Source organism: Planctomycetaceae bacterium, assembly GCA_041398825.1.
In the GTDB taxonomy this organism is placed as follows: Bacteria; Planctomycetota; Planctomycetia; order Planctomycetales; family Planctomycetaceae; genus F1-80-MAGs062.
This window is the reverse complement of the sequence record JAWKTX010000022.1, coordinates 46849-62161: the sequence shown is the minus strand read 5'-3', so window position 1 is coordinate 62161 and position 15313 is coordinate 46849. Positions and strand designations below refer to the sequence as shown.

General features: G+C 54.5%; 15 protein-coding genes and 1 CRISPR repeat array. Of the genes, 7 read left to right on the top strand and 8 right to left on the bottom strand.

Annotated elements, in window-relative coordinates:
* Positions 1–46 precede the first annotated feature (46 nt).
* Positions 47–381: a CRISPR direct-repeat array (repeat unit 29 nt; unit sequence GCTGTCCCCACAACTGTGGGGGTGAACCG).
* A 68-nt stretch (positions 382–449) separates the two neighbouring features.
* On the top strand, positions 450–1040 hold the full coding sequence (locus tag R3C20_25205; protein MEZ6043808.1) for a 3'-5' exonuclease: 591 nt from the start codon (positions 450–452) through the stop codon (positions 1038–1040).
* Positions 1041–1175: 135 nt separating this feature from the next.
* Here R3C20_25205 and R3C20_25200 read toward each other — a convergent pair whose 3' ends face one another.
* Positions 1176–2123 carry a bile acid:sodium symporter family protein gene (locus tag R3C20_25200; GenBank protein MEZ6043807.1) on the bottom strand — a complete coding sequence of 316 codons (948 nt, stop codon included), beginning with the start codon at positions 2121–2123 and terminating at the stop codon, positions 1176–1178.
* Between the two features lie 18 nt (positions 2124–2141).
* Here R3C20_25200 and aroC point away from each other — a divergent pair, with 18 nt between their 5' ends.
* Both aroC and R3C20_25190 read left to right on the top strand, forming a co-directional pair.
* Complete coding sequence (gene aroC / locus R3C20_25195; GenBank protein ID MEZ6043806.1) at positions 2142–3269, top strand: chorismate synthase; 1128 nt, start codon at positions 2142–2144, stop codon at positions 3267–3269.
* Positions 3269–3964 (top strand): DUF6702 family protein, encoded by a 696-nt coding sequence (locus R3C20_25190; GenBank protein ID MEZ6043805.1) that lies wholly within the window; start codon positions 3269–3271, stop codon positions 3962–3964. The genes aroC and R3C20_25190 overlap by 1 nt, the downstream gene beginning before the upstream one ends.
* 69 nt (positions 3965–4033) lie before the next feature.
* Here the strand turns inward: R3C20_25190 and nth are convergent, their stop codons facing one another.
* Complete coding sequence (gene nth / locus R3C20_25185) at positions 4034–4906, bottom strand: endonuclease III (GenBank protein ID MEZ6043804.1); 873 nt, start codon at positions 4904–4906, stop codon at positions 4034–4036.
* Positions 4907–5044: 138 nt separating this feature from the next.
* Between nth and R3C20_25180 the strand changes: the two genes are divergently transcribed.
* Positions 5045–5452, top strand: coding sequence for a DUF309 domain-containing protein (locus R3C20_25180; protein ID MEZ6043803.1), 408 nt, complete (start codon positions 5045–5047; stop codon positions 5450–5452).
* 65 nt (positions 5453–5517) lie between these two features.
* Here the strand turns inward: R3C20_25180 and R3C20_25175 are convergent, their stop codons facing one another.
* Both R3C20_25175 and thiS read right to left on the bottom strand, forming a co-directional pair.
* Entirely contained in the window at positions 5518–6357 is an 840-nt protein-coding gene (locus tag R3C20_25175; protein ID MEZ6043802.1) for a thiazole synthase, read from the bottom strand.
* 127 nt (positions 6358–6484) lie between these two features.
* Positions 6485–6685, bottom strand: coding sequence for a sulfur carrier protein ThiS (thiS, locus tag R3C20_25170; protein ID MEZ6043801.1), 201 nt, complete (start codon positions 6683–6685; stop codon positions 6485–6487).
* Between the two features lie 312 nt (positions 6686–6997).
* Between thiS and bioA the strand changes: the two genes are divergently transcribed.
* Entirely contained in the window at positions 6998–8434 is a 1437-nt protein-coding gene (gene bioA, locus R3C20_25165; GenBank protein ID MEZ6043800.1) for an adenosylmethionine--8-amino-7-oxononanoate transaminase, read from the top strand.
* Between the two features lie 93 nt (positions 8435–8527).
* Here the strand turns inward: bioA and R3C20_25160 are convergent, their stop codons facing one another.
* Positions 8528–9289 (bottom strand): hypothetical protein, encoded by a 762-nt coding sequence (locus R3C20_25160; GenBank protein MEZ6043799.1) that lies wholly within the window; start codon positions 9287–9289, stop codon positions 8528–8530.
* A 394-nt stretch (positions 9290–9683) separates the two neighbouring features.
* On the opposite strand from R3C20_25160, the gene R3C20_25155 reads away from it, so the two are divergent.
* Positions 9684–10925, top strand: a complete 1242-nt coding sequence (locus R3C20_25155) for a serine/threonine-protein kinase (GenBank protein ID MEZ6043798.1) — start codon at positions 9684–9686, stop codon at positions 10923–10925.
* A gap of 49 nt (positions 10926–10974) precedes the next feature.
* Here R3C20_25155 and R3C20_25150 read toward each other — a convergent pair whose 3' ends face one another.
* On the bottom strand, positions 10975–11742 hold the full coding sequence (locus R3C20_25150) for a hypothetical protein (GenBank protein ID MEZ6043797.1): 768 nt from the start codon (positions 11740–11742) through the stop codon (positions 10975–10977).
* 356 nt (positions 11743–12098) lie between these two features.
* On the opposite strand from R3C20_25150, the gene R3C20_25145 reads away from it, so the two are divergent.
* Entirely contained in the window at positions 12099–12251 is a 153-nt protein-coding gene (locus R3C20_25145) for a hypothetical protein (protein MEZ6043796.1), read from the top strand.
* 441 nt (positions 12252–12692) lie between these two features.
* Here the strand turns inward: R3C20_25145 and R3C20_25140 are convergent, their stop codons facing one another.
* Positions 12693–13970, bottom strand: a complete 1278-nt coding sequence (locus tag R3C20_25140; protein ID MEZ6043795.1) for a hypothetical protein — start codon at positions 13968–13970, stop codon at positions 12693–12695.
* 45 nt (positions 13971–14015) lie between these two features.
* Positions 14016–15125 (bottom strand): SPFH domain-containing protein, encoded by a 1110-nt coding sequence (locus R3C20_25135; GenBank protein MEZ6043794.1) that lies wholly within the window; start codon positions 15123–15125, stop codon positions 14016–14018.
* Positions 15126–15313: the final 188 nt, after the last annotated feature.

Sequence of the window (15313 nt, the reverse complement as noted above, 5' to 3'; positions counted from 1 at the left end):
TGGGGGTGAACCGTTCGACAAGATGAGTGCCAGGACCGGCACATCCGCTGTCCCCACAACTGTGGGGGTGAACCGGTGCGTGAGTGCACTGTCATCTATCGTGGCACGCTGTCCCCACAACTGTGGGGGTGAACCGATCGAGGCTCACGCGATACGTGCCCCCGCGCCAGCTGTCCCCACAACTGTGGGGGTGAACCGTGGAGATGGATATTTCGGTGTGGTTTGAGTGTGCTGTCCCCAGAACTGTGGGGGTGAACCGCGGTCGCCTGGCTGATTCCTCACGTTCCACTGGCTGTCCCCACAACTGTGGGGGTGAACCGTTGCTCCGGCACGTCCTGGTTTTTTTCGACACGCTGTCCCCACAACTGTGGGGGTGAACCGACACTAATGCGGCATCGAACTTCTGCATCGATCATGCCGGGTGCAGTCATCGTTCGCTCCGGTCAGCTATGAATGCAAACAACTGCTCAAATATGCACACCCAACTGACAGCCCTTCTTGCTCCCGTTCGACACTATGACTCATGGATTGCATTTGACTGCGAAACAACCGGCCTTCCTCCCAGAGGGCGACTGATTGAACTGGGTGCCATCCATTTCAATCGCAACCAGAACGTGATTTCTGAGTTTCATGAATTCGCCAAACCACCGCATCGGTTACCGCAATTCATCACTCAGCTCACCGGGATCAGAAATGAACAACTCAGAAACGCACCACCTGCCTGTGATGTTATCGATCGGTTTGTTCGGTGGCTTCCGCCCGACGTTCCACTGATCGCACACAATATCTGCTTCGATCTCCAGATCCTTGCGATTGAAGTGCCAGGCTGTGATCGCATACTTTCCAATCGGTTAGCAGTCGATTCACTGACCATTGCTCGGTCCATGCACGAGTTTCCCAATTGCCGTCTGGAAACCATCGCGCATTCGCTGAATGCCGCTTCTTTCGGGAAAGGACATCGTGTGCTCACCGACGCGCGAGTTGTTCAGGCCTTATTCTTACATGCACTTTCGAAGTCCTTCAATTCCCGTCTTGAATGACCACGCATTCATCAACCAACGAACCGGCTGGAGAGAGTCGGTTCACCCGACTGACTCAGAAATGCGTTTGGCAATGTGTCGGGTGTAGATGTCGAAAGAACAATGGTGGCCCCACGCAGAAACTGCGTTTACAGGCTACGAAGCCTGTGTATCCGGCTCCGGTGGAAACCGATGCCAGACGGTGGCCAGAATCGTGCCTGTCAGCATGCAGCCGAATGTGTACACGATGCATGGAATGATGGCAGGAGAATCCGGGCCGAACAGCACCTGTGCCAATGCAACTCCGGCGCCAGCGTTTTGCATGCCAACTTCAAGAGTCAACGCGCGACGCATCGGTTCTGTCAGACCACCCGCGCGACCACCCAGATATCCGCACAGGTACCCGCCGGCATTCATGCAGGCCAGTGCCATCAGCAGAGTGCCCGTGGCCTGTGACACATCAGCCCGCTTCAGACCCACCGCGATGGCAATGATCGCCAGAATCGTCAGATTTGCGATGGTCGCCGCGAATCGATCGGCCAACCGGAGAAATCGACTGGAAAACCGACGCAGCACGTGACCGGTGACGACCGGCAGGACCACCTGCAGGAGGAGTAACCGAACCGCAGCATTGCCGTCATAGGGCACATCACTGTGCATGGTCAGCTGAAGTGCCCGCGGAACGATCAATGGCGAAAGAAGTGTTGCCATCGTTGTCAGGCTGACAGAATAGCTGACGTTTCCCCGAGCTGTCAGTGTCAGCACGTTCGAAGCCATCGCCCCCGGCACACACCCGACAATAATGATGCCGGCGGCGAGCTGGGGTTCTGGTTTCATAATTAAGACGGTCAGCCAGGCCAGTAAAGGCATGCTGATGTACTGGATGGCCGTTCCAATCAGCACATTCGGCCATCGCTTTCTGATCTGCCGGACCTCATCGACTGGAAGCACCGCGCCAACACAAAACATGGTCACTACAATCAACCAGTGGATCGCTGACCCACCAGCAGCCAGAAACGGGTCGAATGCAATCCCGAGTTTCGGCCAGTAGAATGCGGCGGTGGACGAAGCGATCAGCCAGATCAGTATGAAACGTTGTAACATGTTTTCGGTGGTAAGAAGATGCCCGGGAATTCTTTTGGTCAATTGTTCCGAATCACGACGGCAGGCGAAAGTCATGGTCCGGGCAATGTTGTCATCATCGACGGAGTTCCTCCCGGATTGCCACTATCCGAGGAGGATTTGAAGAAAGATCTCGACCGTCGTCGCCCCGGACAAAGTCCATTGGTCACACAACGGCAGGAACCCGACGCTCCCGAGATTCTGTCGGGGGTTTTCGAAGGTCGGACGACGGGCACAAGCATCGCTGTTCTGATCCGAAATACGGACCAGCGAAGCCGGGATTACTCTGACATTAAGGACAAATACCGACCGGGCCACGCCGATTACACATTCGACGCTCGCTATGGTTTTCGGGATTACCGCGGAGGCGGACGAAGCAGCGCCAGGGAAACGACGGCTCGAGTGGCAGCGGGGGCCATCGCAAAAAAACTGATCGCCCACGAATTCGGTGGATCAGTCATTGGCTACGTGACACAAGTTGGCGGAATCAAAGCATCCGTCCCCGATCCGGCCTCCGTCACTCTGGAACAAGTGGAAACCCTTCCTGATGGCAGCCCCAATTTTGTGCGCTGTCCCGATTCAGATGCTGCCGCACGGATGGTTGCACTGATCGATGAAGTTCGTCGCGATACAGATTCTATCGGAGGCGTTGCAGAACTGGTCGCTACAGGAATTCCAGCCGGGCTCGGCGACCCGGTCTTCGATAAGCTGAAGGCGGACCTCGGCAAAGCGTTGTTCAGCCTCCCAGCCGTTCTGGGGGTGGAATACGGCAATGGCTTTGCGTGTGCTGAACTTCGCGGATCAGAAAACAACGACATCTTTGTCGCCCATAATTCGACACCGGATCCCTCGTCGCCATTGATACAAACCTCGTCAAACCGTCACGGTGGAATGCTGGGTGGCATCAGCTCCGGAATGCCGATTGTCATGCGTGCGGCCATCAAACCCACCAGCAGCCTGGCCAAAGAACAACCCACTGTGACTCGTGACGGCCAATCAACCACAATCTCCACCAAAGGCCGGCACGACCCGTGCCTTTTGCCGCGATTCATCCCCATGGGAGAAGCCATGATGGCGATCGTACTTGCCGATCACTGGTTACGGCTGAAAGCCATTCGAGCAGTCTGATGAACATCCTGTCCCGAACATCAATCTGTTGCGGCAAAGCTGCACTGGCCGCTTTGTGGATCCTTGCCGCTGGCACCAGCTCAACCGCAGCCAGTGTTCTGCATCCATTTCATTCGTCCATCGCGGAGGCTGAATGGAACAGTGAAACCAGTCGCTTTGAGGTCGCTCTTAAACTCAACGGCGCAGAATTCGAGCAGGAGCTTTCACAACTCCATAACCGACGCATCAACATCGAGACATCCGAAGGAGCCGAAGAGATCGTTCGCAGCTACGTTCAGCAACGATTCTGCATGGCAACAGCTTCGCACCCGCATTGCCGGATGCACTGGGCCGGCATGGAAGTCGCCATTCGGGATGTTTGGCTTTACTTTGAAGTCGAACCCGCTGTTTCGCAGGTGGTCGATACCTCCGTCACCAAGCCAGATCCGCAGGATGATCTGCCGGCAACTTCAGAAACGACCAGCCCGGTGAGTCTTTCTGAAATCAAGATCACGAACAGCCTTCTGACGACATCTCGTCCCGAGCAGGTCAACCTTGTGACCGTCCTTGTCGACAGAAAACGCCACTCGACCCACTTCACGTCAACTCAAAAGACGGTGACAATCCGCTGGGAAACATTTGGCGAACCAGAATCCGACCTTCCTGCGAATACAACGCCCATTCTGATCCCGGATGCCGAACGCCGGGGACAATAGACGGTCACCCGCAGTGAAAATCACCGGGGACCGAGTTCACAGGCTCGGACACAGGAAACCGGGGGCGACTCAGTTTTCCTCGACCAGCGGCTTCAGACCGTTTCGCTGGCACACACTCAGCAGGCTGCAGGTGGTGCATTTCGGGCGGCGAGCAATGCACACCTGCCGACCGTGGTAGACAAGGCGGTGAGAAAAGTTGATCCATTCCTTCCGGGGAATCAGCTCCATCATTTCCCGTTCGATGATCTCTGCATTCTTCGAAGTCGTCAGTCCAAGCAGATTCGTGATCCGCGTCACATGTGTATCCACGACAACACCGGACGAAATTCCAAAACAGGTTCCCAGCACCACATTGCCGGTTTTTCGCCCCACTCCCGGAAGCGTAATGATCTCAGCGAGCGTTTGAGGAACCTGACCATCGAATCGTTCAACCAACCCCTGAGCCATGCCTCGGATGTTCGTTGCCTTATTCCGGAAGAAGCCCAGAGACTTGATAATGCTTTCCACGTCTTCCTGAGTCCCTTTTGCCAGCGCATAGGCGTCAGGGTACTTTCGAAACAAAGCCGGCGTCGTCAAATTCACTCGTTCATCAGTACACTGGGCCGAAAGAATTGTCGCCACCAGCAACTGAAACGGAGATTCATGTTTCAGCGCGCAAACAGCCCTGGGATATAATTTGGCGAGCCCGGAAATCACCGATTTTCCGAGTTCCCGACGCTCTTCAAGAGAAAGACCGGAATCCTTTGATGAGATTTTTCTGGCCGAAGCCGCCTTCCGGGGTGTCGCTTTCCGGGGTGTCGCTTTCCTGGGTGCCGCTTTCCTGGGGACTTTTCTGGACGCGACTGCCCGCCGACTCTTCTTTTTGGGTGGTTGTCCGGAAGCAGTCGTCGTCGCAGAAATAGTCTCTTCGGAAGACCTGGATTTTGCAGATTTCTTGGCCACTCTCAGGGCGTCCCAATTCGATCAAAGGTGTAATCAGGCTCCACTGCAGAAAATGCGGGACCCTTTTCAATGTGATTCCGTCGTCTTAAATCTTTCGATCATGTTCTGCGACGATTACCGGCAACAAACGGATGATAGATGGATTCGAACACAAGCAAAGCCTCGGAAACCAGCCACTTCGACGACCCGCGCATCGACGAAGGAATTTGCTTGTTCAATCAGCGAGAATTCTTTGCATGTCATGACGTACTGGAAGACTACTGGCAGGAATTAACCTGTCGTGAAAAACCATTTTTTCAGGGCTTGATTCAGGCCGCAGTCGCCCTGTTTCACTTCGAAGAGCGGAATCTGGGAGGCGCTCTGCGAATGTACACTTCCTGCCGTGCCTACATGGCGGAATTCGAACCCGAGATCGCCGGCATCAATGTCACCCAGCTGCTTTCAGACCTCGAAATTTGCTTTGCTGAACTCAACAAGCCGCATGAAAGTTACCCGTTTCACGTTCAACTGAATCCGGAATTCATCCCGATAATTCAGCGGAATTAGAACGCGTTTTTGCAGGCTGGTCCCTTCAATCCCTGGGACTTTTCTGAGTTCACATATTTCGGAATTCAATTCGGACCGCGCGAGATCACGCCTTCTGTCGGACTGGATGCGGTCGCGTAGAGCTTTTTGGGAATGCGACCGGACAACCAGGCATGCCGACCAGCTCGACATGCCTGCTTCATCGCATAGGCCATCCGCAGGGGATCCTGAGCACCAGCAATGCCGGTATTCAGCAGGACTCCGTCACACCCCAGTTCCATCGCAGCAGAGACATCACTGGCAGTCCCGACACCCGCGTCGATGATAACCGGGTACTCAGGATCGTTCTCCTTGAGATACTCAAGGCAAATGCGAAGATTGTTCGGGTTCAATATCCCCTGCCCGCTTCCAATCGGGCTGCCGGCAGGCATAACAGATGTCGCTCCGACTTCTTTCAGACGACGAGCCGCTATGGGATCATCCGACGTATAACAAAGGACCTGAAACCCATCAGCCACGAGACGTTCGCAGGCTTCTATTGTGGCAACGGGATCCGGCAGCAGCGTTCGTGTATCCGCAAGTACTTCCAGTTTAATCCAGTCGGCTCCCGGGTTTTCAAGACCCCGCAGGATTTCACGCCCCAGTCGAGCGACGCGAATTGCATCGTCCGCATTGAAGCACCCGGCTGTGTTTGGCAGGATCGTGTACCGTCCGAGATCAATGAAATCCAGAATGTTGCGACCAGCCTGATCAACCAGCCGCTCGCGACGCACGGCCACAGTGATCACTTCTGAACCACTGACTTCAAGACACTCCTGCATCAGTTCGAAGGTGGCGTACTTTCCGGTCCCCACGATAAGACGCGACTTCAGAGTGTGTGACCCCAGAACAAGTGGCTTGTCGTCAGGAACAAATGCATTCGTCATGGTAGAATTCCCGGGTTGATGAAGTTGCTGGATTCTCAGGTTGATCGGATAACGAGCAGATCGCCGTGCAATTCCAACACGAAACCTGTCGATCAGTATTGAAGATGTGCCCTGTTCGCACGCTGGTTCAGCCGCCACCCACGAGCGTTACAACCTCGACACGGTCTCCATCCTGAAGCGGACACTGGGCATGCTGTTCTCGCGGAACAAGCTCCAGATTCCGTTCCACAGCGCAGTACCGGCTTTCGATCTTTAAATCGCGAAGCAGGTCAGAAATCGTCCATGCATCGGGAATCGAGCGTGGATCGCCATTAAGTTCTATTTGCATAACTGGGTTCAATTTGAATGGCAGCCCTGAATTTGCTTAGCTGTACGCCAGGCAATCGAATCGGTCCCTGATCACAGTTCGTTTCCGCACCCAGGGGCAGGCGAATGCCTGAAGTCGGCTGCACCTCAGGTCTTCCTGTCTGGTGTATCCCGCAATCTTCACTCCGTTGTGAAAGTAAACGACCGCATCGCGGGACTTGACCACTTGTTTTTATGCTCTGCGATTGGACATTCCGAAAGAAGTCTATCGCTGTGACGCGCCGTGTCACCCACAGCGAACAAAGTTTTCAAACACGGAACCTTCAACACACTTATGAGCCAGAACGCTATCAATCCACCGTCGGAAAATCCGCCTTCAGAAAATCAGCCGTCGGAGTTCACATCCGCGGGACCAGAGTTGCTGCGCGAATGGGACAACGCACACGTCTGGCATCCCTTCGCACCGATGTCCGCCTACACTCAGGAAAACGCTCCCATTATCGTGCGGGGGGAGGGATTCGATCTGATCGATACGGATGGAAACCGTTATCTGGATGGTATTTCGTCTTTGTGGTGCAATGTCCATGGCCATACGGTGCCTCAAATCGATGATGCTGTGCGCCGACAGCTCGGCCAGGTGGCGCATACAACCCTGTTGGGCCTTTCCAGTGAGCCTTCCATTCGCCTGGCCCGTGCATTGGTTCAGCGTGCCCCCAAAGGACTCAACCGCGTCTTTTACTCAGACAGTGGAGCCACCAGTGTCGAAGTGGCACTCAAAATGGCTTACCAGTTTCATCGCCAGAAGCCGGAAGGGCCGGAAGATCGAGATACCTTCCTGTGCGTTGGTAACGCTTACCATGGAGATACCCTGGGAACCGTCAGTGTCGGCGGCATTGACCTCTTTCACAGGTGTTACAGGCATTTACTGTTTCAGACACTGACACTGCCTTCCCCCGTCGCGCTGCGTGTCCCAACTGGTTACACAAAAGAGACATGGCTGCAATTCTGTTTCGACGAGACTGCTCGATTGATTCAACAGAACAAACATCGCCTCGCGGGCGTCGTTATGGAGCCGCTGGTTCAGGGAGCAGCGGGGATTCTGATCCACCCAGATGGTTTTCTGCGCCATATACGGGAACTCTGCACAGAAAATGACGTGCCGCTCATCGCGGATGAAGTCGCAGTGGGATTCGGACGTACCGGAAAGCTGTTTGCATGTGAACACGAAGACGTTCAGCCGGACTTTCTCTGCGTCGCCAAAGGTATTAGTGGAGGGTATCTGCCGCTCGCCGCGACCATCACCACCGATCGAATCTATGAGGCCTTCCTGGGCGATCCATCAGAAGGCAGAACCTTCTTCCACGGACACACATACACAGGAAACCCGCTGGGCTGTGCGGCAGGCCTTGCATCTCTGGAGTTGTTTGAAGTCAACAGGGTTCTGGAAAATGTGAACGCCTGTGCGGAAGTCGCGAAAGAATGTCTGAGCGGATTGTGTGAACATCCGCATGTTGCAGAAATCAGGCAGAAAGGTCTGATGATTGGGATCGAGCTGGTGCGTGACAAATCGTCTCTTACGCCGTTCGAAAGTCCATTGCGGATCGGGCATCAAGTGACACTGGCCGCGCGAAAGCAAGGCGTCATCATTCGCCCCCTTGGCGATGTCGTTGTACTGATGCCCGCTCCGGCGATGCCGATTGCTCGCGTCAGGCAACTCTGCAATGTCACCATCGAGTGTATCGACGAAGTGACCAAAGCGGCGGCCCTGTAGTTTCCTGACCATATTCCAGGATCAAAAAGAAAAACCCCGCGATGCTTGTGGCAGTCGCGGGGTTTCAGATTCTTTCGTCAGGGCAACGAAGGCTTAGTTCTCAGCTTTCGGTTCTTCGGCTGAGGTTTCCGCGACAGGCTGTTCGCCCGCGGGTTCTGCCTTCGCTTCAGAGCCGTCGTCATCCTTTGGCTGGGACTCTTCTTCGATCTTCGCCTTCTTTGCTTCAATGGCTTCCTGCTTCGCCTTCTCGATCTCTGCCTGAGCCGACTTCAGAGAAGCATCGGCCGCGTCCGCGGCAGCCTTCAAATCGTTGACCTGCTTTGTCAGATCAGCATTGGCGGACTTCAGCCCGTCCCGCTCTTCAGAAGCACGCTTCAGATTCAACTTCGCGGAGCTGAGTTCTTCCGTGGCTTTCTTCTGAGCGGCTGTCAGCTCAGCAACCTTGCCTTCACTGCTTTTCAGAGCAGCCTCTGCCTTGTCAGCTCGAGACTTCTGGTTAGCAGCCTGCTTCTTCAATTGTGCGATTTGCTTTGCCATTTCGGCCTGCACTTTTGCCGCTTCTGCCGCGGCCTGTTCAGCAGCGATTTTTGTGGCTTCAAGCTCTGCTCTGGCAGCGGTCAGTTCCTCCTGAACCCCTCGCAACTGGATTTCAAGATCATCAGCGTCTTCAGCTCGCCCAACAGCCGTCCAGAAGTCTGGTTTCTCTCGCAGAGTTCCATCCTTCGCCCTGTACCACTCAACAGGCGAACACTGCACCGGTGAGCAAACCGAGGTCTTGCATTTTGAGGATTTTCCGGCAATCGCTGAGCCGCTGCAGGCGACCGAAATTACCAACAAGTGAACTAAGTTTTTCATCTTTCCAGCGTTCCAAAACGAGGAGATTTGCAGGCGGTCTTCCGCTCCAACTAAGCACAACGATCGCTCACAACGGGGTTCATGACAACAACATTCCCGTGTTGAGAATCGGAAGCATGAGTGGTTTTGTTAATATGCACATTTTGCACTGAATGCGCGTGTTTTTCCATTTGGTTCTTCTGGATCTCAGAAACGCCGGAAACGAGAAATCTGCCCGCATCAGATCGTTTCAGCCGCGTAATGGCTAATTTCCTCAGAATCCCACCACCAGTATCGCTGGCAATCAGGGCAGCGGAAGACGATCCGGAATTTCAGGGGGTGACCGCCTGCAGTCCACGGCGTAGACTTCCGCATCTCGAACCGAAATATTACCCAACCCACGAGAATACCCTCTGTGAGTAGTTTGAACGATCTGGAAAAGATGCCGGCGTCCGACCTGTCGGACCGCATGAAACGATACGAATCGCTGTATCGCCAGAAGGGGATCGAGTGGGTCGCTGAACGTTTATTCATGAAGCGACTCGGGGTCGGCGGACAGGGCAACGTGATGCTGGCCGAACGCTGCGGCGCGGCCAGTTTCCGAATCCCCGTCGCGCTGAAATTCTTTTCCCCGGCCCCGTTCGAGTCCGTGATCCGATACGATCAGGAAATGGACCGTCTGGCCGAAGTATCTGCGATTGTGGCACGCATCCAGGACGACCATCTGGTGGCCGTTCATACATTTGACCGGGATGACGGGATTTACTTTCTGGAAATGGAATGGATTGACGGCTTCGACCTGTTACACATCCTTCGGCGCGACACGCTGGACACGGTGCAGGAAGCCATGACCGAACGACGCTGGGCCAACTTTACCGAGCGTGTGATCACCACAGGAGAAGTCGATTGCAGGCTGAAACCGGGTATGGCGATTGCCATTCTTCGCGAGTGTCTTGCGGGAATTTCTGCCCTGCATCGTGGCGGAGTAATTCACTGCGACCTGAAGCCATCCAACGTCATGGTGAAGCGAACCGGTCAGGTAAAAATCATTGACATCGGTTCTGCATACTGGATAGGTCGCCCCCCTGAGGGCCAGCCATGCACACTCGAATACGCGGCACCGGAAGTACTTGCCGGCTATCGCGCAACGCCACAGTCAGACCTTGCGAGTCTTGGATACATGCTGATTGAAATGCTGACCGGCTCCAAGCCATTCGCAGGACTCAGCTGGTCACAGTTGATCGAAGCAAAACGCGACATTCTGGACCGCCTTGCTGCAATGCTTCCACTGGAAGAATTTCAGTTCAGCGAATCGCTGATTCGGTTACTCAGAAGACTGATGCACCCGGACCCCAGGATGCGTTTCCCGACGGCCGAAGATGCAGAACTCTCTGACGATGGTGCCGCAGGATTTCTGCGAGAACTGGTGAAGAGCGACCTGGGAGACGAGTACGCATCGGAATTGCGACGCTGGGTCGCTGAACTGGAGGTTGTGAACGCAGAAAACAGCGAATCGTCAGAACCTGCCAACGCGGAAGAACAAACAACCCGAATCTCTGCCGAACCTGGTCACAGCGCCGCAGCGCGAACAGTCCTTCGAACAGACGCACATCGCTTTGATTCCGGATTCGAACTTGGCCCGCCGATGTCCGATTAGTCAGAGTGCCAGCTTTCAGACACGGCCAGCTTTCAGACACTGCGAGCTTTCAGACACTGCGAGCCTGGCGCAGCTTGCTACTCATCCAGAAAGCCATCTCAGGCGAGTTCTCAGGAAAACTGCTCAGCATCAGCCGGGCAAGCGTTCGATCGTCTTCGTGGACTGGTGCTGCAAGTCCGTCGCGATCCGGGAAACTGTACCTCATCCCTGCCAGAATCAGTATCCAGGCCTGACTTTGATACGACAGTGCCTGCTGTTCAACTCGGTCATTCAGAAATTCTCGCGCGCGATCCTGATCAAACGCGTATTGCCAGAGGTCAAAACGGTGCATCAGATGACAACACAGCATATCCGTCCAGCGTTCTGTTGAAGCACGAAGCTTATCGACATCGACGATATCATCCTGGGACATCCGAGGATCACTAAGACAAACACTAAGAGCTTTATGCCGAACGGTGAGATGCCCAAGGAAGACATTGTGTGCCAGTGGTATTGTTCGATCAGTTTGATGCCGACGATCCCGAGCAATCAGGAGAATGGTCCAGATCCTGGAGACCATTTCGTTAATCATCACTTGTTCCGCAATCGAACGTGTCGCCGGTCGGTCGGACGTCAGTCCAATCAAGTCGAGTGGTTCCCGGACAGCAAGACCGCTTTCGAGGTCGCTGAGATCACGCATCCAGCGATTGAATCGATTGCGGCAAAGGATGTAGTAATCGCCGACGACGTCATTGGGAATTTCCTGAGCCTGCTCGATGAACATCTCGTTGTGAGCAGCCATCAGGGCCGCTACTTCAGTCAGATAAGCTAGTTTCATTTAGGTCACTCGGAGTCTTGCGATGGGAACGAACACATTCGTGATCCAACCACGGCATCGCAAAATCAATGCCCTTTCTGGTGACCCGTGTTTTTGCGAACAAATTTGCTCCTGCCGTCCCGCCGCCATTCCTTGTTTTCAACAAACGTTGCCAAAAAGGAACGCGGGAACAGACGGAGCCCCGGCATATCCTTCGCACTCAGGACTCTGCCAATTCCCTGGACACAGTCCACACCGCGCATGAAAAAAGGGCCTCCCTCAAACATGAAGGAAGCCCTTTAGAAGCAGGCATTGAGACAACGAGAGCATCTCAATCGAGCAACCGTCTTACTCAGCCTTAGGAGCGTCTGCTGCTGGTGCATCTGCTGCTGGTGCATCTGCTGCTGGTGCATCTGCTGCTGGTGCATCTGCTGCTGGAGCGTCTGCTGCTGGTGCGTCTGCTGCTGGTGCATCTGCTGCTGGAGCGTCTGCTGCTGGAGCGTCTGCTGCTGGTGCATCATCACCGCTGACTTCGCTTCCTGGTGTTTCTGCGCCGCCGCCAACTGCTGACCCAACAGGCCCCGGTGCAGGTTCACCACTACCACCATTGCAACCCAAGGTTACGGTCACGCATGCCAACATAACCAGCATGCTTAAGCTTCGAACGAATTTCATCTTGTTAACCTTTCAAACTTCGTCTGACCCATTTATTCGCAGACCCATAGTTGGGTACCGCGATTTGAAGGTACCCCTGCGACAGTCCATACAGTACGAAAGGAACACCGGGATTCAATCCCATCCGACTTGGAAAACGACTGAGTCTCAGGAATGAAGGGGTGTCAAATGCTTCGATATGAGTAACAGAGAAACCTTGACGGCTGTTCAGGAAATCCGGGCAGTTTCAGAAAGACCACACGTGCCAGCTGCAGGGATTGGCCCGGTGGTACAACCCCTGTCGAACCAGGATTCGGCTAAGAATTGAAGCCAATGATAATACCCGCCGCGGCTGCCACGCCGAACAGGACGGCGAACAGAATCTTCCAGACACTGTAGGGACGCTCGCCCTGTACCTCGCCGGTAGCGGCGTTTATGAAGACCTGGTAGGTCTTGTCACCGTATTGATAAGCCATCAACCAGGTCGGTAACAACAGATGCTTGAACGTAATCGCCTCATAGCGACTATTCACAGCACTGACTCGTTGTGTGTCGCCACCAATCCGCTGACACACTTCCGAATGAATCGACGTATCAATCCGTTCCTTCGCTTCAGTAAAGCAATGGTCCAACTCCATGTCATAGGTCCGAGCCATGAAGCCTGCCAGCATATGCTGATTGAATGGAACGACTTTCAGTAGCGGCCACGGTTCCAGCGCGAGCATGAAGTCACGACGAAGACCAGTATTCGCGAGGACCAGGACATCATCGAAGAATCGCTGAAAACGACCGCTGGCAGGATACCAACGGGTTCTGCGTTCGCGTCGCTGATTCTTACCACTACCGACGGTTACATAGTAGTACTCACCACGTTGCCCCGCATAGGACGTGAATGTCATCGAATCGAAGGTGAAATAGGACAGATAGATGCCGTTGAATTTCCCTTCTGCTCCCTGCTTCAGGAAATCCCCCGGAGCAAACCAGCGCGAACTGACCCACTGCCCAAGATTTGCCTTTGCATGCTGTCGATCAATCTGAAACGGAAGCACACCATCGACAGGTATTCGATTCTCGCCGGATTTATGAGCCTTCTCCAGCTGTATGGGCGAATTGCAGTATGGACAATGGCGACTGGTCAGCGTTCCAACGAATTCCACATTGCCACCACAGGATTCACAACGCAGCTCCCTGACATCCGAAGTCGCGTCGGAGCGTTCATCATCCTGGTCACGCGTTTCCTCTCGCCACGCGCGAATGCGTTCGAGCATGGCGTGAAAGTCCTGTTCGACAAGCGCTGCATCCTCTGAAAGTTCTATCTGTTTGAGGTGCCCGCAAAACGGACACTTCAGCGACTGATCCCCAATGTGAAACTCCAGATCTGCACCGCAACTTTCACACGGAAATACACGGCCCGCACCTTCATCGAAAGTGCGTCCTGTATCGAGCGTGCGGGAATCCCGTCGGTGCAGATCCAGAGGACCGTCGGGATCATCCACCGACGTCTGAATCGCAGCACCATCACCTGAAGCTGGCGACGACGAAGCAGGCAGCGGCGGCGGGACCGACGGATCAAAGGAATCGTTCGGAACACTCATAGAATCTTCAGACCAGAAATCTTCAGAACAGGCGACTGGCCGAAATTACGGTGCGGGTGGCGGTGGAGGCGATGGAGGACCAAACAGACCGGCCAGCTGGGGAACTGCACCGGCAGCCTGCCAGCCGCTCATGCCGGCAGTCCAGACCATTGTCTGTTGATTGACCTGCCCGGCAGCGATACCGGAGGCCAGTTGATCCATTCCATAAGGCCCTGTGGTCTGCCCGTTCAGGGCAACATGCCACGCACTGACCGGAGGCGGAGGGGGTGCCATTCCACCAGCAGGAGCTGAGCCGAACATACCGGGCTGCATCATTTGACCGGCCATTGCAAGACCCATCCCGAGACCAAGCCCGTCCGCAGCACCACCACCCGAGGGATTGTCAGCTGCCATGGTCATCGCCTGCCCGAGCTGATACTGCTGGAATTTTCCGAGATCTCCGATGACCCCCATGCTGGTTCGCGTATCCAGCGCTTTCTCCACGGCTTCCGGTAGCGAAATATTCACAATCACGAGCTGGGGAATTTCCAAACCATACTCGTCATCAATGCGTTCCTGAACCGCCTTTCGAAGTGTTTCACCAAACTCAGAATACTTTGCGGCCAGATCCAGCGCAGCGACCTTTGAGGATCCCAAGGTGTCAGCGAGAGCACTTGTGATGATGGATCGCAGCAACTCTGTGACTTCATCAGCATCAAAATTCTGATCCGTACCCACCAGTTCGCGCAAGAGTGCCTTGGGTTCTGCTGCTCGTACCGCGTACGTCCCAAAGGCCCGGATCCGGATCGGGCCGAATTCCGGATCCCGCATCATGATGGGATTCGGAGTTCCCCATTTCAGATCAGTAATCTGCCTTGTGCTGACGAAGTAAACTTCCGACCGAAACGGACTGTTAAACCCATATTTCCAACCGGCAATGGTGCTCAGAATCGGAAGATTATCCGTCTTCAGTTCATAGTGCCCGGGTTCAAAAACGTCCGCAATTTGCCCTCGATGAACAAATACGGCAACCTGACCAGGACGAACAATCAGCTGTGCGCCGTTCTTGATTTCATTCTGGTAACGAGGAAACCGCCAAACCAGGGTATGTCGTGAATCATCGAGCCACTCGATGATGTCAATCAGTTCGTTACGCAACTTGTCGAACAAGCCCATGTGTGACCGTCTCCTGAATGATGCGCCCGGAATCGTGTGAGAAATAAAGATGCAGCGGTCCCGAAGATAACAGATCAAACCAAAGTCTGTTCGCCCGCCGTTCACGATTATTGGTACGAATTGCACTCCGTGTCAGTGACGGTGTCAAGCCGCTTCGAACTGTCATTTCATTGACACCCGCCATCAGG